The 16,779-nt window shown below is 71.7% G+C and carries 15 protein-coding genes; 4 read left to right on the forward strand and 11 right to left on the reverse strand.

Annotated features, from left to right (window positions below; all coding sequences use genetic code 11):
- The first annotated feature begins 201 nt into the window (after positions 1-201).
- Entirely contained in the window at positions 202-825 is a 624-nt protein-coding gene (locus tag RM446_RS01045) for a class I SAM-dependent methyltransferase (RefSeq protein ID WP_311543120.1), read from the forward strand.
- A 123-nt stretch (positions 826-948) separates the two neighbouring features.
- Here the strand turns inward: RM446_RS01045 and RM446_RS01050 are convergent, their stop codons facing one another.
- Positions 949-1,368 (reverse strand): ArsR/SmtB family transcription factor, encoded by a 420-nt coding sequence (locus RM446_RS01050; RefSeq protein ID WP_311543121.1) that lies wholly within the window; start codon positions 1,366-1,368, stop codon positions 949-951.
- A 103-nt stretch (positions 1,369-1,471) separates the two neighbouring features.
- Here RM446_RS01050 and RM446_RS01055 point away from each other — a divergent pair, with 103 nt between their 5' ends.
- Positions 1,472-3,430, forward strand: coding sequence for a heavy metal translocating P-type ATPase (locus RM446_RS01055; protein ID WP_449657167.1), 1,959 nt, complete (start codon positions 1,472-1,474; stop codon positions 3,428-3,430).
- 93 nt (positions 3,431-3,523) lie between these two features.
- Here RM446_RS01055 and RM446_RS01060 read toward each other — a convergent pair whose 3' ends face one another.
- The 5 genes from RM446_RS01060 to RM446_RS01080 form a co-directional block, all read right to left on the reverse strand.
- On the reverse strand, positions 3,524-5,230 hold the full coding sequence (locus RM446_RS01060) for a tripartite tricarboxylate transporter permease (RefSeq protein ID WP_311543122.1): 1,707 nt from the start codon (positions 5,228-5,230) through the stop codon (positions 3,524-3,526).
- 42 nt (positions 5,231-5,272) lie between these two features.
- Entirely contained in the window at positions 5,273-5,950 is a 678-nt protein-coding gene (locus RM446_RS01065) for a tripartite tricarboxylate transporter TctB family protein (RefSeq protein WP_311543123.1), read from the reverse strand.
- Positions 5,950-6,951, reverse strand: coding sequence for a Bug family tripartite tricarboxylate transporter substrate binding protein (locus tag RM446_RS01070; protein ID WP_311543124.1), 1,002 nt, complete (start codon positions 6,949-6,951; stop codon positions 5,950-5,952). Before RM446_RS01070 ends, RM446_RS01065 begins: the two co-directional genes overlap by 1 nt.
- A gap of 158 nt (positions 6,952-7,109) precedes the next feature.
- Positions 7,110-7,892: an enoyl-CoA hydratase-related protein gene (locus RM446_RS01075; protein ID WP_311543125.1), complete on the reverse strand. Its 783-nt coding sequence runs from the start codon at positions 7,890-7,892 to the stop codon at positions 7,110-7,112.
- A 6-nt stretch (positions 7,893-7,898) separates the two neighbouring features.
- The gene (locus RM446_RS01080) at positions 7,899-9,113 is read right to left on the reverse strand and encodes a CaiB/BaiF CoA transferase family protein (protein ID WP_311543126.1); all 1,215 of its coding nucleotides are present in this window, start codon (positions 9,111-9,113) and stop codon (positions 7,899-7,901) included.
- Between the two features lie 101 nt (positions 9,114-9,214).
- On the opposite strand from RM446_RS01080, the gene RM446_RS01085 reads away from it, so the two are divergent.
- Positions 9,215-10,033, forward strand: coding sequence for an IclR family transcriptional regulator (locus RM446_RS01085; RefSeq protein WP_311543127.1), 819 nt, complete (start codon positions 9,215-9,217; stop codon positions 10,031-10,033).
- A 177-nt stretch (positions 10,034-10,210) separates the two neighbouring features.
- On the opposite strand, the gene RM446_RS01090 is transcribed toward RM446_RS01085, so the two are convergent.
- The 5 genes from RM446_RS01090 to RM446_RS01110 all read right to left on the reverse strand — a co-directional run bounded on the left by RM446_RS01090 (position 10,211) and on the right by RM446_RS01110 (position 15,618).
- Positions 10,211-11,005, reverse strand: a complete 795-nt coding sequence (locus RM446_RS01090; protein WP_311543128.1) for a potassium channel family protein — start codon at positions 11,003-11,005, stop codon at positions 10,211-10,213.
- A gap of 134 nt (positions 11,006-11,139) precedes the next feature.
- Complete coding sequence (locus RM446_RS01095) at positions 11,140-11,979, reverse strand: carbohydrate ABC transporter permease (protein ID WP_311543129.1); 840 nt, start codon at positions 11,977-11,979, stop codon at positions 11,140-11,142.
- Complete coding sequence (locus tag RM446_RS01100; RefSeq protein ID WP_311543130.1) at positions 11,972-12,970, reverse strand: carbohydrate ABC transporter permease; 999 nt, start codon at positions 12,968-12,970, stop codon at positions 11,972-11,974. Before RM446_RS01100 ends, RM446_RS01095 begins: the two co-directional genes overlap by 8 nt.
- Positions 12,971-13,034: 64 nt before the next feature.
- Positions 13,035-14,354, reverse strand: a complete 1,320-nt coding sequence (locus RM446_RS01105; RefSeq protein ID WP_311543131.1) for an ABC transporter substrate-binding protein — start codon at positions 14,352-14,354, stop codon at positions 13,035-13,037.
- 223 nt (positions 14,355-14,577) lie between these two features.
- The gene (locus RM446_RS01110; RefSeq protein ID WP_311543132.1) at positions 14,578-15,618 is read right to left on the reverse strand and encodes a LacI family DNA-binding transcriptional regulator; all 1,041 of its coding nucleotides are present in this window, start codon (positions 15,616-15,618) and stop codon (positions 14,578-14,580) included.
- Positions 15,619-15,776: 158 nt separating this feature from the next.
- On the opposite strand from RM446_RS01110, the gene RM446_RS01115 reads away from it, so the two are divergent.
- Positions 15,777-16,277 carry a GyrI-like domain-containing protein gene (locus RM446_RS01115; RefSeq protein ID WP_311543133.1) on the forward strand — a complete coding sequence of 167 codons (501 nt, stop codon included), beginning with the start codon at positions 15,777-15,779 and terminating at the stop codon, positions 16,275-16,277.
- Positions 16,278-16,779 lie beyond the last annotated feature (502 nt).

Raw genomic sequence — 16,779 nt, forward strand, 5'->3', positions numbered from 1 at the left:
CGGCCGACCCGCGCTCGATCCCCTGCGCTCGCCCATCCGATGTCCGGTCGGCTGCACACCGCCTCGCGTCCGCCGGCGCGCCCGAGGCCTCCGGGGACCTGCGGCCGCTCCACCGCGCGCCGATTCGGTGGCATAGTCGTGCCGACCGGCCGCTCCGCGGGCCGCGCGGAGCGCGAGGACCGGTCGGGGAGGAGGCAGGCCGTGGTCAGCGCCTACTGGGAGGGGCCGGGAGCCGCCAAGGCCTTCACGTATCCCGTTCCGCTCCAGGCCATCGCCGCGCACCTGGACCAGGGGGCGCGCATCCTGGACTTCGGGTGCGGCTACGGGCGTGCCATGCGCGAGCTCGCACGCGCAGGCTTTTGCAACACCGTCGGCGCGGACCCCTCGGCGGCGCTCATCGCGCGCGGTCGCCGTGAGTCGCCGGACCTGCGACTGGAACACGCGCCCCGCCTGCCCCTGGTGCACCCCGACGGTGCGTTCGACGCCGTCCTGCTCGTCTCCGTGCTCGCGGTCGTCCCCGACGACGGCGAGCAGCGCCTCGTCGCCGCCGAGGTCGAGCGGCTGTGCGCGCCCGGCGGCCTGGTGTTCCTGTGCGACTACCCATTGCAGGACAGCGAGCACTACCGCGCCTCCTATGCGGCCTCCTCCCACCCCGTCCACGGAGTCTTCACCAACCCCGACGGCGGCGTGTTCCGCCACCACGAGCCCGCGCACCTGGAGTCGCTCTTTTCGGGATGCGAGGTCGTGGAGGCCCGTCGGACGGAGTCGACCAGCCTCAGCGGACGCCCGCTGAGCGCCCTGCAGTGGGTGCTGCGACGCGGCTGACCGGCCCGCGAGCCCCCCGGTCAACACCGCATCCCGGCGCCCCGAACCCGCGCCGCCCGGCGCGTCGGCGCCCTGGTGCCGGGCGTGCGAAGCGGCGCCGGTCGGCCGGAGGGGTCCGGCCGCTCAGCGGACGGTCTCGGCGCCCTCCTCGGGCAGGCCGGCGACTCGTTCCTCTGCGCCGGGCGCGGCGTCGACGCCGCCGCCCCCGAGGCGCAGGTGTTCGACGTGGTAGAGGGCGTGGTCCAGCAGCGCGGCCACATGGTCGTCGTGCAGGGCGTAGACGACCGACCGGCCTCGGCGCGTGCCCACGACCAGCCCCAGGTTGCGCAGCAGGCGCAGCTGGTGGGAGCAGGCCGACTGCTCCAGCCCGACCTCGGCGGCCAGGGCCGTGGCCGGCAGCGGGCCCTCGCGCAGGCGGGCGAGGATCAGCAGCCGTGAAGGGGTCGCCAGGGCCTGGAGGGTGGTGGCCACCTGCTCGGCGTCGACCGTGTCCAGCCGGGTGCGGGGAACGGCCTCAGCGGGGGTGGTGACTCGGTGACCCATGCGGACAGTCTACCGACCGGACCAATGAACACTTGAATTGATGTTCATGTATTCCTGTAAGGTGGACGCGCCGGTCCCGCCGTCCGCCTGGAAGGAACCCGCCGTGACCGCTGTGCTCTCCCCGCCCGTGCCCGGTACCGGCCGCGCGCCGGGGCGGCTCGCCCGGATGTTCGCTCCGGCGGAGGTGCGCTGGGCCGCCGCCGCGCTCGCGCTCTTCGCCGCCGCGCTCCCGCTGGACCTGCTCGGCGCGCCCGCCTGGACCTGGGCGCCGCTGTACGCGCTCACCTACGCGGCCGGAGGGTGGGAGCCCGCCCTGGAAGGGCTGCGCGCGCTGCGCGAGAAGCGCCTGGACGTCGACCTGCTCATGGTCGCCGCTGCGCTGGGCGCCGCCGGGATCGGCCAGGTGCTGGACGGCGCGCTGCTCATCGTCATCTTCGCCACCTCGGGCGCGCTTGAGGCCGTGGCCGACGCCCGCACCGCGGACTCGGTGCGGGCCCTGCTCGATCTGACCCCGCACCGCGCGAGCCGGGTTCGCGCCGACGGCGCCGAAGAGGTCGTGCCGGCCGCAGATCTGCGCCCGGGCGAGGTGATCGCGGTACGCCCCGGTGAGCGGGTGGGCGCCGACGGGCGCGTGATCGAGGGCGCCGGCGAGGTCGACCAGGCCTCCGTCACCGGGGAGCCCTTGCCCAAGGCCAAGGAGGTCGGCGACGAGGTCTTCGCGGGCACGGTCAACGGCACCGGGATGCTGCGGGTCGAGGTCGAGCGCGACCCCGGCGACTCGGTGATCGCGCGCATCGTCGCCATGGTCGAGGAAGCCACCCGCACCAAGGCCGGAACTCAGCTGTTCATCGAGAAGGTCGAGCAGCGCTACTCGATCGGCATGGTCGCCGCCACCGTGGCCCTGTTCGCGGTGCCGCTGCTATGGGGCGCCGCCCTGGAGCCGACCCTGATGCGTGCGATGACCTTCATGATCGTGGCCTCCCCCTGCGCGCTGGTCCTGGCCACCATGCCGCCGATGCTCGCGGCGATCGCCAACGCCGGACGCCACGGCGTGCTGGTCAAGTCCGCCCGCGCGCTGGAACGGCTTGCGCTGTGCGACCGCGTCGCCCTGGACAAGACGGGGACGCTGACCGAGGGCTCGCCCCGCCTGGCCGACGTACGCCCGCTGGCCGGCGGCCCGCTGGACGAGAACGGGTTGCTGGCACTGGCCGCCGCGGCCGAGAACCCCAGCGAGCACCCGCTGGCCGCCGCAGTCGTGCAAGGCGCCCGCGCCCGCGGACTGCCGATCGCGCCCGCCGCGGAGTTCGCCGCCGCCCCCGGCCGGGGCGTGGCCGCGACGGTGGACGGCCGCCGGGTCGAGGTCGGTTCCCCGGCACGACTGCTCGGCGAGGGCACGGCCGCCGCGGCGGCCGCCGGCGAGGCCGGGGTGCTGGAGGAGCGCGGCCGCACCGCGGTGGCGGTGCTCGTCGACGGGGAGCCCGCGGGGGTGCTGGGTGTCGCCGACCGGCTGCGGCCCGAAGCCGCAGCGGCCGTCTCCCGGCTTGCCGCGCTGACCGGTGCTCCGCCGCTGCTGCTCACGGGCGACAACCCGCGCGCGGCCGAGCACGCGGCCGCCGGGACGGGCATCACCGACGTCCGCGCCGGGCTGCTGCCCGAGGACAAGGTCGCCGCGGTCCGCTCGGCCGAGAACGCGGGCCGGCGGGTGCTGATGGTCGGCGACGGGGTCAACGACGCGCCCGCTCTGGCGGCTGCCGGGTGCGGCATGGCCATGGGCGGCGCGGGCTCCGACCTCGCCCTGGAGAGCGCCGACGCCGCCGTCGTGCGCGACGAGCTGATCGCCGTGCCCGCCGCGGTGAGCCTGGCCCGCCGCGCACGCGCGCTCGTCGTGCAGAACCTCGTGATCGCCTCGGCGTTCATCGCCGGACTGGTGGTGTGGGACCTGGCGGGCACACTGCCGCTGCCGCTCGCGGTCGCCGGACACGAGGGCTCGACGGTCCTGGTCGCGCTGAACGGACTGCGCCTGCTGGGCGAGCGGGCCTGGCGCAACGCCGCGGGCGGGTGAGGCGCCGCAGCAGGCCGCGCCGTACCGGGCACGACGCGCCCGCCGGCCCCGGAGGGGGTTGGACCGGCGGGCGCGATCGGGTCTCCTCGCGGCTCAGCCGCTCCCGGAGCCCTCGTTCCGGCGCTCGTCCCCGGGTCCGCCGACGGCCGCGCCCTCCGGGCCGTCGTGTGGCCCGCCCGGCCCACCCGGCCCACCGGGCTCGCCTCCCGAGCCGCCAGGCCCACCCGGTTCGCCCGGCTCGCCACCGGGTTCGCCGTCGGCGCCGGCGGCCGCGCCGGCCGCGCGGCGCCGCCCTGCGATGCGGGCCGCACCGCGCTTGAGCGGCGCCCCCAGCAGCGGCGCAGACAGCACCAGGACCATCACACCCAGTAGGATCAGTGACGGCGTCCGCTGCAGGAACACCTCGGTACCGCCGTCGAGCAGGAGGGTCTGGCGCAGCGTCTCCTCGGCGATGGGGCCCAGCACCAGGGCGATGACCGTCGCCGCCGGCGACATGCCGTGCTTGCGCATGAAGAACCCCAGCACCCCGCAGGCGAACATGACGCCCACCTCGACGACGCTGCCGTTGACGGCGAACGCACCGAACGCGCACAGGATTATGACCAGCGGGCCGAGGGTGCGGAACGGCGTCCTGGTGACAGCGGCGAACATCGGGATGCAGAAGATGCTGACCAGCAGCAGCATGACGTTGCCGAGGTACATGCTGGCGATCAGGCCCCAGGCGAACTGCGGCTCCTCGGCCATCAGCAGCGGTCCCGGCTGCAGTCCCCACATCAGGAAGCCGCCCAGCAGCACCGCGGTGGAGGCGGAGCCGGGGATGCCCAGGGTCAGCAGCGGCACCATCGCGCCGGTCGCCGCGGCGTTGTTGGCCGACTCCGGCGCCGCCAGGCCCTCCACCGCTCCCTTGCCGAAGCGCTCGGGGCGCTTGGACAGGCCCTTCTCCACGCTGTAGGCGATCAGCGAGGCGACGGTGGCGCCCGCGCCCGGGATCACGCCGAGCACGAACCCCAGCGGGGTGTTGCGCGCGATCGGCATCCGGGCCTGGCGCCACTCCTGCCTGCTGGGCCAGAAGGCGCCGGCGCGCCGGTCCAGCCGCATCGGCGAGGCGCCGTCCAGGTGTCCGCCGCGGTAGAGCGTCCACAGGATCTCACCGAGCCCGAACAGGCCGATGGCCACGGGGATGAAGTTGATCCCGTTGATCAGCTCGGTCGACCCGAAGGTGTAGCGCTGCGTGCCGCCGCCGACGTCGATCCCCACGGTGCCGATGGCGAAGCCGATCAGCACCGAGACCAGACCGCGCAGCCAGTTGCGGCCCACGAGCACGATGAGGGTGAGCAGTCCGATGACGACGAGCAGGAACAGCTCGGGCGGGCCGAACGACGCGGCGACGCCCGCCATCATCGGCGCGGTGACCGTGAGCAGGACGACCGCGATCGTGCCGGCGGCGAACGACGCCACCGCCGCGATCACCAGGGCCGGTCCCGCCCGGCCCTGCTGGGCCATGGGATGGCCCTCCAGGGTGGTGGCGACCCCGGCGGAGTCGCCGGGGGTGTTGATCAGCACCGCCGTGATCGTGTTGCCGTACATCGCGCCGTAGTAGACGGCGGCGAGCATGACGATCGCCGTTGTGGGATCCAGGCCGAAGGTGAGCGGGAGCAGGATCGCCAGCCCCGCCGAAGCGCCCAGACCGGGGATCGCGCCGACGAACATGCCCACGAGCACGCCGATGCACAGGAAGAGGAGGGTGGTGGGCGACAGCACTCCGATGATGCCGTTCACCAGGTTGGCGAAGATGTCCATGCTGGCTCCGAGGGATCTGCGGTCTCGGCTTGCGGATGGGCGCTAGTACAGCGGGAGGATCCCGGCGGGCAGCGGGGCGTTGAGGCCGAACACGAACACGGCGTACAGCGCCACCGGGAAGACCGCTCCGATCACGACGGACCGCACCGGGTGCGACCGGTCGCAGACCAGCAGGGCCGCGATGAGCGCGACCGAACCGGTGACCACCGCGCCAACGGGCACCAGCACGGTGACGAAGGCGACGAGGATCGCGCAGAGTGCCACCACGGCCCAGGGGTGGCGCCGCCGCGCCTGTCCGCCGCCGGCCGCGCCGGGCTCGCCGTCCGCGGCCTGCTCACCCGCGGCCTGCTCCTGCTCGCTCTCCTCGTCCGCGCCCTCCGGGCGCCGCCGGAGCACGCTCTGCACGGTGCAGATCGCGCACGCGGCGACGCCCAGGACGCCGATGATCCGCGGGAACAGACCGGGCCCCACCCGGCCGGCGGTCGTCTGCCACTCCATGCCGAAGGCCATGACCGTGTAGCCGGTCAGCACCGCGCCCACGAGGAGGTAGAAGAGGGTCTCCCCCGAGACCCGCAGGCGGCGCGGGCTTGCGGAGGGCCCGGAACCCCCGGCCTCCGGTTGCGCGCGGGACGGGCCCCGCCCGGAGGGATCGCCCCCTGTGCGTTCGGCGGATGCGCGCTGGAACGGCAGCCGCACCCGCGAGGTCGGCGTCCCCGCCATCAGATGGCCCCCTGCTCCTTCAGTTCTTCCTCGAAGCGCGCGCCGGTGGTGTCCAGGTAGGACGTGAAGTCGTCGCCCCAGCGGACGTCCGCCGTCAGGTAGTTCTTGTCCAGGTACTCCTGCCAGGCGTCGGTCTTGACGACCTTCTTCATGGTCTTGATCCACCACTCGCGGGCGTAGTCGGGCGCGTCGGGCGGCAGGATGAGCCCGCGCGGCATCGAGACCAGGTCCTTGTACCCCAGCTCCTCGCCGGTGGGAACGTCCGGCAGCGCCTTCAGCCGCTTCTGGCCGGTGAACAGCAGCGGGTTGACGTCGCCGCTCTCGACCTGGCCCATGATCGAGCCGGGGTTGGAGACGATCGCGTCCAGCGAGCCCGACGACAGGGCCGTCTGCAACTGGCCCTCCTCGTTGAAGGGCACGTACTCGATCTCGTAGCCGGCCTGCTCGGCGAGTGCGGCCTGGATGATGTAGTCGACGTTGACGGTGCCGATCCCGCCGACCGTGACCTTCCCCTCGTCCTCAGCGTGTGCCAACCAGTCGTCCCAGGTGGCGAGCTCGCTGGAGCCGGGGGTGACGAAGAGCGTGTCGTCGGTCGCGAACAGGCCGATATGGGTGAAGTCGGCGGGGGTCCAGCCCGTGTCGGCCTGCAGAGGCGTGGTGATGAACGACCCCGAGGTGGAGGAGATGACGTAGGGGTCGCCGGAGTTGCTGAGCAGGTGGCCCCATCCCTTGGCGCCGCTGCCGCCCTCGCGGTTCTCCACGACGATGTCGGCGGGGTAGAGGTCCTCCTTGTTGAGGATCTCGACGATGGTGCGGCTCATGATGTCGTTGCCGCCTCCAGGGCCGAACGCGATGGTCCAATCGAGCTCGCGGCTCGGGTAGTTGTCGGGGTTCTCCTCGACCGACGACGTGCCCGCGCCGCAGGCGGTGAGCGCGGCCACGAGGGCGGCCGAGGCCAGTGAGGCCAGGACCGGTGGCAGTACGGACTTGTTGATCGGCATGGCGGTGCCTCCTTGCCGGCACAGTGGCTGTTACGGGGGGTGGTGTGCGGGGTTCCGCTGTGGGCGTGCCGTCGCTGTGACGGCGGGTGCGGGGCGGGGATCGGGTCCGCGCCCCGCAGTCGCGTTGCGGGCCGTGCGGCGGCGGAGGCGCGCCGCCGTCAGGACCAGGTGAACTCCGGCTGGCGCTTCTCCAGGAAGGCGCGCACGCCCTCGGCGTAGTCCTCGGTGTCGAAGGAGGAGTTGCGCAGGTCGGTGGTCTCGGTGTCGTCGCGGCGCTGACCGGCCACGATGCGGCGCACGATCTCCTTGGCCGCGCGAACGCTGTACTGCGCCCGGGTACCGACCAGCTCGGCGAAGCCGTACACCAGCCCGGACAGCTCGTCCGGTTCGGCCACGGTGTCGGCCAGGCCGGTGCGCAGCGCGTGGTCGGCGTCCATGCGCTGGCCGGAGAACAGCACCCACTTGGCCTGCGCGGGGCCGACCAGGTCGACCAGCCGCCGGGTGGACTCCAGGCTGTAGACGAGGCCGAGCTTGGCGGGCGTGATCGCGAACTTCGCGGCGGTGTCGCAGAACCGCAGGTCGCAGGCGAGGGCCAGACCGCAGCCGCCGCCGACGCAGTAGCCGTGCACCATGGCGACGGTGGGCTTGGCCATGCCTTCCAGCGCCTGCTCGGCGGCGGCCACCTGCTCGTTGTAGGAGCGTGCGCTCTCGGCGTCGGAGCGCACCTCGCGGAACTCGCTGATGTCGGCGCCCGCGGCGAAGGCCTTGGTGCCCGCGCCGCGTACGACCAGTACCTTCACGCGGGGGTCGTCGTCGATGCCGCGCAGGATGCCGGGGAGGTCGCGGTACATCTGCAGGCTGATGGCGTTGCGGCTCTCGGGCCGGTCGAGGGTCAGGGTCGCCACCGCGCCGGAGCGCTCCACCTGGAGGTCGTCGGACATGGGCTCCTACCTTCCGTGCAGTTCGGGGTGCTCGTCGAATGCGACGCGCTCGGCGTAGAGCGCCTCGATCTCGGCGTCGCTCAGCCCGGCGTCGGCGAGGACGTCTCCGGTGTGCTGGCCCAGCCAGGGGGCGGGGCCCTGGATGCCGAACTCCAGTGAGCCGAACTTGGCGGGCGGGGATATCGTCCGCATTGGACCGATGATGGGGTGATCCACCTCACTGATCATTCCACGCGCGAGGATGTGCGGATCGTCCAGGGCCTCGGCGTAGGTGAGTACGGGCCCGCCGGGCACGCCGGCGCGGTCCAGGATCTTGATCCATTCGTCGGTCGTGCGGGCGGCGGTGACCTCCTCGATCTCCTCCTGGAGCTCGTCGATGTGCTCCATGCGCGCGGTGAGGGTCGCGAAGCGCTCGTCCTCCAGCCAGGCGGGCCGGTCGAGGGCGTCGACGACGAGCCGGCGCCACAGCCGGTCGTTGTTGGCGCCGATCGTGACGTAGCCGTCGGCGGTGCGGTAGGCCTGGTAGGGCGTGGAACGGCGGTGCCGGGTGCCGGTCGCCGCGGGCTGCTCGCCGCTGCCGAAGTAGGCGCCCGACTCCCAGACCGTCCAGGCCAGGCCCGCGTCGACGAGGGAGATGTCGATGTAGTCGCCCTCGCCGGTGGCGCGCCGGTTCAGCTCGGCGGCCAGGATCGAGTAGATGGCGGTGGCGCCGGCGGCGATGTCGTTGATCGCGATGCCCACCTTGGCCGGGCCGCCGTCGGGGTGGCCGGTCATCCGCATGAAGCCCACCGCGCCTTGGGCCATGATGTCGAAGCCTGGCCGGTCGCGGTAGGGGCCGCTCTGGCCGAACCCGCTGATGGAGCAGTACAGCAGCCCCGGGTTGGCCTCGCGCAGGGTTTCGTAGTCGATGCCCAACCGCCCGACCACACCCGGCCGGAAGTTCTCGATGACCAGGTCGGCGCGCTCCGCCATGCGCTGGAAGGCGTCGCGGCCGCGCGAGTCCTTCAGGTCGAGGGAGACGCTGCGCTTGCTGCGGTTCGGCATGCCGAAGGGGTAGCTCTCCCCGTTGACCTTGGGCGCCAGCCGACGCGAGTCGTCCCCGGTCCCGGGCTGCTCCACCTTGACGACGTCGGCCCCCAGCTCCGCCAGCACCATCGTGCAGTAGGGGCCGGAGAGGAAGCGGGTGAGGTCGAGAACCCGAAATCCGTCGAGTGGCTTCATCCACGCACCTGTTCCGTGATTTATCCCGTATAATGGGATGCGATCCCGTATAACAGGAACGTACGATTGCAAGCACGTTAACGTCAATGGGTTGGGCCGAATTGAGCGAGACGACCGAGGGCCGCACCGGCGCAGGTGCGAAGGACAACGGGGCTGCACGACCGGCGGTGCAGGCGATCGACCGCGCCGTCGCGATCCTGAAATGCTTCAGCCCCCGCCACCCGGAGATGGGCATCAGCGACATCGCCCGGGCGACCGGGCTGTCGACCAGCACCACCCACCGCATCCTTGCGTCGATGCAGGCCAACGGGCTCGTCCGGCAGACAGCGCAGCGCCGCTACGCGCTGGGGCCCCTGCTGGTGCAGCTGGCCCGCAGCGGGGCGTTCCCCACGACGCTGCGCGATGCGGCGCTGGGCGCGATGCGCGAGCTGCGCGCGATCGTCGACGAGACGGTGGGCCTGCACGAGCTCCTGCCGGGCAACGAGCGCGCCGTGATCGACCAGGTCGAGAGCCACCACGCGCTGCGCCGCACCTATACCGAACTGGGGGTGCCGATCCCCCTGGTCTACGGCGCGCCGGGCAAGGCCATGCTGGCGTTCCTGTCCCGCCCGGTTGCCGAGGAGCTGCTCGCCGGGACGATCGACGCGGTCACTCCGGCGACCATCACCGATCCCGACCGGCTGCGGGTCGAGCTGGAGGGGATCCGCGAGCGGGGCTACGCGCTGTCCTACTCCGAGCGCACCCCCGGTATCCGCACCGTGGCGGCCCCCGTCTTCGACCACGAGTCCGGGGTGGCCGGCAGCATCAGCGTCAGCGCGCCCGAGTCGCGGATGCCCGAGAACCGCATGTTCGAGCTGGGCCCCGTCGTCGTGCGCACCGCCGGGGAGGTCTCCGAAGTGCTCGGCTGCAGCGGCGGGTGACCACCGCGGCGGCGCGCGTGCGCACGCGGGCCGCCGCGGGCCCACGCGGCGCGCCCCCGGGCCGCGGAGTGCCCGGGGGCGCGAGAGCGGCTGCTCAGCGGGCCGCTACCCGGATTCGGCGGTGCAGGAGAGGTCCGGCTCCGCGGAAGCGCCGGAAGCGGTGAGCCCGAACTCCGGTCAGCGGCCCGCGTCGGACCTCTCGGCGGCGGTTGCGGCGCTTGTGCCCCCGGCGGCCAGCTCGGCGCGCAGTAGGCGCACCTCCTCGGTGAGCTCGGCCATCTGCTTCTGCGTGGCCGCGGCGCTCTCCTGGCCCTCGTTGAACTTCTCCACGAACCACGAGGCCAGCGTCGCGGTGACCACACCCAGCAGGGCGATGCCCGCGGTGAACAGGACCCCGGCGACCAGGCGGCCCTCCGCGGTGACGGGGTACAGGTCGCCGTAGCCCACCGTCGTCACGGTGGTGGCCGCCCACCACAGCGCGTCGGGGAACGTCCGGATCACGGAGCCGGCCGCGCCGCGCTCGGCGTCGAGCACCGCCAGGGCGGCGCAGAACACGACGAGCACCGCGGCGGCGCCGGCGTAGCGGGCGACGCTGGCGCGCAGGGTCAGCCCCGCCCGCTTGTTGAGCAGGCTGAGCACCACGATGATCTGCACCAGCCGCAGCGACCGCAGCATCGGCGCCACGAGTATCAGCAGGTCGAACCAGTTCCGCAGGACGAACTCCCAGCGCCGCGGCGCCAGGTACAGGCGGACCAGGTAGTCGGCGGCGAACAGCACCCAGATGCCGAACATCGCCGCTTCGCAGAGCGACGTCCAGCGCGCGGAGAGGCCGGGGTCGATGATCGGCCAGGCATAGGCGCCCAGGAAGAGGCCCGCGGCCGCCATCATGGGCACGATCGTCAGCCTGCGCCACCAGTCCAGCGCCGCCCCGTCCGGCGGCGTTTGGCTGCGCAGGCTCTCCTCCTCGGTCATGTTCGCTCGCCTTTCGATCCGCTTCGCGGGCGCGGCTGGGCGGCTCGAAGGGCCGCCCGGCCGCCTCCCGCCGATCCGCCGGCGGCAACGCTAGCAAGGGCGGTCGGGGCGGCCGGGCAGCGCGGTACCGGGGGCTACTTCACGGCACCCGCCGACAGCCCGGAGACGAGGTGCCGCTGCACCAGCATGAACGCGACGATCACCGGCAGGGAGATGGTCAGCGACGCGGCCAGCAGCTCGTTCCACAGGGTGTCGGTCTGGCTCGTGTAGAGCTTGAGCCCGATGGACAGCGTGCGGGTCTCGGTGTCGGTCAGCACCGAGGCGAACAGCACCTCTCCCCACGCCGTGATGAAGGCGAACACGGCGACGGCGAGGATTCCCGGGCGTGCGACCGGCAGGATGATCCGGACGAGGGCCCCGATGCGGCTGGTGCCGTCGATCATCGCCGCCTCCTCCAGGCCCTCGGGGATGGCCTGGAAGTACCCGGCCAGCATCCAGATCGAGAACGGCAGGGCGAAGGTCAGGTAGGTGATGATCAACCCGAAGTAGGAACCGGTCAGCTGGATGCCGAGGAGCTCCTCGCCCTGAACGAACATCAGGAACAGCGGCAGCAGGAACAGGATGCCCGGGAACATCTGCGTCGAGAGCACCGTCATGCTGAACAGGCGTTTTCCGCGGAACCGCAGCCGCGCCAGCGGGTAGGCCGCCAGCACCGCGACGATCAGCGCCAGGATCGTCGCCGTGATCGTGACGATGAGGCTGTTGGTGAGGTAGCGCGCCAGCGGGATCGTCGACCACATGTCCACATAGGGCTGGAAGGTGATGCGGTCGGGAACCCAGGTGAACAGCCCCCGGACGTTCTCCAGCGGCTTGACCGACGTCACCACCAGCACGTACAGCGGCATGACCGTGAACACGGTGAGGACGGTCAGGGTGATCCGGCGGAACCAGCGGAAACCCGGTGTCTCAGTCATTGCTGCTCCCCTTGGGCAGGACCATCCGGACGTAGACCGCCGAGGCGATGATCAGCGCCACCAGCAGCAGCACGCTCATCGCGGCGCCCAGTCCGAAGTTCCAATTGACGAAGGAGTGCTCGTAGATCAGCGGCGAGATCAGGCGGGCGCTGTCGGGCGAGGTGTCGCCGAAGAGCAGGAAGGGGATGTTGAACTCGTTGAACGTCCACAACCCCATGACCAGCAGCACCACGGCGTTGGCCGGACGCACCATGGGCATCGTGATGCCGGTGAACCGCTTCCAGGTCGACGCCCCGTCGATGGCCGCGGCCTCGTACATGTCCTCGGGGATGCTCTGCAGCGCGGCGAGCAGCATCAGGAACGCGAACGGCCACAGCCGCCACACCGACACCACCACCAGCACCCAGAACGCGTTCTCGCCGATCAGCCAGAACGGCCGGTCGTCGAGCAGGCCGAGGTCCTGGACCAGCAGCCGGTTGATCATGCCGTCCCGGTGGTTGAACATGAACGCCCAGATGATGGCGGCCACGTAGACCGGCAGGGCGTAGGGCACCAGGAAGAGCGTGCGCAGCACCCCGCGACCGCGGAACTTCGTGTTCAGCGAGACCGCGGCCGCCATGCCCAGCACCCACGACAGCCCCACCACGAGCGCGGTGTACACCGCGGTGCGGAACAGGCTCTGGAACAGGTCCGAGCCGAGCGCGCCTGAGGGGTCGAGCCCTCGGACGAAGTTCTCCACGCCCACGAACGGCGCCGACGTCCAGTTGCGGATGGTCAGCTGCGTGAGCGACGTGAACGCGATGTAGATCCCCAGGATCATGGGGATGATGTGGATCAGCAACTCCAGGACCGCGGCCGGCAGCACCATGCCGTAGGGCAGGAGCACGCCCTGGCGGCGCAGGCGCCGCCGGCGGGGCCCGCTCGCGGGGCCGGCGGCCCCCGGCGGGTCCTCCTCGGCCGCACGGGACCGCGGTTCTTCAGTCGTCGACATTTAGCGCCTCCATCGAACGGCCGCCCCGCCGCAGGGGGACGGGGCGGCCGGGGGACCGCACTGCCTAGTTCGCGGCGTCCATCTGCGTCTCGGCTTCCTTCATGGCCTTGCGGACGTCGGCCTCGGTGACCTTGCTGCCGGTCGCCGCGTCGGCGAAGAGCCCGGCGATCGACTCGCCGAGGACCGTCTCCATCTGGCCCTCCTCGGGGATCAGCGGCATCGGGGAGGCGTGCTCGGTGAGGATGGTGCGGAAGGTGTCCATGGACTCGCTCTGCAGCTCCTCGCTGTCGTAGGCCTTGGTGGCCACCGGCAGCGTCTGGAACTCCTGCGACAGGTAGACCTGCTCCTCGGGGCTGGTCAGGTGCTTGACCAGCTGCAGCGCGCCCTCCTTGTTCTCGGTGTCGTTGAAGACACTGATGTTGATGCCGGCCGCGTGGCTCTGGATGGGCTCACCGGGCAGCGGGTCGAGCATCGGGACCTGGGCGACCTCGTAGTTGTCGAAGTCGCGCGCCGCCATGGTGGTGCGGGCGCTGCCCTGCATCATGATCATGGCCGCATTGCCGTCGACGAAGTCGCCGATGGACTGGGTGCCGTCGCTGAACTCGGCGTTGCTGGGGTCGACGATCTCCTCTTCGGCCATCATGTCGACCCACATCTTGACCGCCTCGACCTGCTCGCCGGAGGAGAAGTTGGGCCCGTCCTTCCAGAGCTGCCCGCCGTACTGCTGTCCCAGGATGTGGGCGAAATGCGAGTTCTGCCGCTCGCTGCCGGCCTCCATCGCCAGACCGTACTGGTCGGGCTTGCCGTCGCCGTCGGTGTCCTTGGTCAGCTTCTTCGCGGTGTCCACGAACTCCTCCCAGGTGGCGGGAGGCTCCTCGATGCCCGCCTCCTCGAACATGGTGGGGTTGTAGAACAGCGCGTAGGACAGGCCGTAGAGCGGCACCGACGTCGGCGCCTCGCCCTCGGCGCCTCCGGTCGCGAAGCTGGTTTCGACGAAGCGGCCCTTGCCGCCCACCGCCTCCAGGTCGGCGCCCTCGTAGGGCACGAAGGCGCCGGTCTCCTGCAGGCTGGCCGCCCAGGTGTTGCCGATGTTGAGCACGTCGGGTGCATCGCCGCTGCTGACAGCGGTGAGGATGCGGTTGTAGAGCTCGCTCCAGGGGATGACCTCGAGCTCGACCTCGACGCCGGTCTTCTCGGTGAAGCGGTCGAGCGCGGGCTTGAGGACCTTCTTGTCCTCCTCCACGCTCGCCCCTTGGTTGCTGGCCCAGTAGGTCAGCGTCTGGTCTCCGGACTCCTCGCCGGAGCCGCAGGCGGTCAGCGCGGCGACGAGACCGAGCGCGGTGGAGGCGGACAGTACTGCTTTGGCGGGAATCTTCACGACCATCTCCGTTTCTCTGTGGCCATGTCGGCCAGGCGCCGTCTTCGGCGGGTGGCACGAGGACGGCCGACCCGGGGACCGCATGGCCGGCGAGTCGGGGGGCGGGGGCGGGGCTGGTGGGCCGGTGCTGCTCAGGAGGCCCTGGATACGTAAGTAAACCGGTTTACCGCGTGAGTGTAGGGGAGATCACTCCGACACAGGAGAGGGGGTTACAGAGTCGTTACACGTGTTACACCGGGTCGCCGGACGAATCCCTGATGCAGAGCTCACCGGTCAGCACGGTCGACAGCGGGGGCGCCTGGCCTTTGAGCATGTCGAGCAGGATGCGCGCGCCCGCGCTGCCCAGGGCGCGGTGCTTGCTGCGCACGGTCGTCATCGGCGGCGAGGCGAACGACGCCAGGGGGATGTCGTCGAACCCGGCCACCGCCACGTCGGCGGGGATGGCCAGGCCGGCCTCGCCCAGCACCGAGTACCCGCCGATGGCCATGAGGTCGCTGCCGTAGAAGACGGCGGTGGGACGCTCGTCGCCGCTGCGCGCGAGGATGCGCTCGGTGGCCTGGGCCCCTCCGACGATGGTGTAGCCGCCGTGCTCCACCGGTCCGGGTTCGAGCCCGAACTCGCCCATCGCCTGCTCCCAGTGGCGGCGGCGCTGAAGCGCGTGCAGCATGTGGCGGTCGCCCTGGACGTGGGCGATGCGGCGATGGCCGGCGTCGGCGAAGCGGCGCACCAGGCCGCGGATCGCCTCTTCGGCGTCGTTGGTGATGGTGGGTAGGTCCGAGGAGCCCTCGGGCGCGCCGACCACGACGGCGGGAGCGCCCAGGCGGTGCAGCATCGCAGGGCGCTCGTCGTCCACCCGCAGGTCGGTGACGAGGAAACCGTCGACGAAGCGGTCGCCGAACAGCCGCTCGTAGGTGGCGGCCTCGGTCTGGGCGTCCGGCACGAAGCGGATGACCGTGGCGTGCTCCTCGCCGGAAAGTACGGACTCGATGCCGGACAGGAACGACGGGAAGAACGCGTCGAAGTCCAGGATCTCCGGCGAGCGGCGCACCACCAGGCCGATGGTGCCGAGCGGTTTTCCGTTGAGCGCCCGAGCGGCGTAGCTCGGGCTCCACCCCAACTCGACCGCCGCCAAGCGGATGCGCTCGCGCGTGCCGGTGCTGACGCCGGTACCGCTGTTCAGCGCCCGCGAAACAGCGCCCTTCGTCACGCCGGCGCGTCGGGCGACGTCGCTGATCGTGGGGCGCTTGCGTCCCGTGTTCCCGGCTGTCATGGGGATGATGGTAGCCCGCCGCGGTGCGGGGACCTGTTGGGCGCGTGGGTGCGGAGGGATGTGGGGCGTGCCCGACGGGCGACGGAGTCCAGCGATGAATTCCGGGCGCGGCCGGAGTCGCCACCCACGTACACACCCTCTGCATGAGAGGCGTCACGATGCAGCAGTCTTCCAGCGGCCCCGCCGGCTTCGAGTCGGAGTTCGAGCCGGTGATCGTCACCATCGAGAGCATCACCACGGCGGTCATAGGCGGCACCGTCGCCCAGGACGACCTCCCGGCCTTCTTCGACAGCTCGTTCCGAACGCTCGCCCCGGCCATCGCGGCCCAGGGGGTTCAGATCACCGGTCCCGCGTTCGGCCTGTTCCGCGGCATGCCCAGTGAGCCCGTCGACATCGAGGTCGGCTTCCCCACCGACCACCCGGTCGACCCGTCCGGCGACGTCGCGCCCGGCAGCCTCCCCGCCGGCCGCGTCGCCCGCATGGTCCACGCGGGAGGCTTCGACAAGCTCGCCGATTCCTGGGCCCGCCTCTTCGCCTGGGTGGGCGACCAGGGCCACACCCCCGCGACCATCCAGTGGGAGGTCTACCTCACCGAACCGTCCCCGGACATGAACCCGGACGATCTGCGAGTGGAGTTGAACCTGCCGGTGGAGGGGTGAGGGCGCCGGCGCCCGTCAGAGGGACAGGAGGATCCTCGACACCCCGATGACGAGCCCCGCGATCCCGATCACGACGCTGGTCAACGCGATGCAGCACGCTCTGCGCGTCTCGACCTGAGCGTCCTCCGCCGCGCGCCGCTACTCGCCCATTTGTGAAGTGAGCATATCGGTGACCCCTTCCAGCAGGCGCACCTGGTCGTCGCTGGCCGGTGAGTCGCCCAAGCTGTCAAGGGACACCCCCAACCCTACGGAGAGACGCCTGGCCTGGCCGGTTGCGATTCCTTGGCCGCGGCTGGCCTCCGTCCACGGCGCTTTCGCGGCGGATCGACCCGGCCACCCCGGCCCAAGGACGCCGTAACGACCGGACCGTCCGGTGAGCCATCCAGCTGTGCCGAAGCGCCGACCGACTCGCCGCAGGGATCGACCACGGCAATGGCCCGCGCTGTCAACGCCACCGTTCGGTCCACCGTCGACGTTGAAACGGCGGCGTGGCAGGGGATGC

It is taken from the genome of Streptomonospora wellingtoniae, from assembly GCF_031845375.1.
Taxonomy (GTDB): domain Bacteria; phylum Actinomycetota; class Actinomycetes; order Streptosporangiales; family Streptosporangiaceae; genus Streptomonospora; species Streptomonospora wellingtoniae.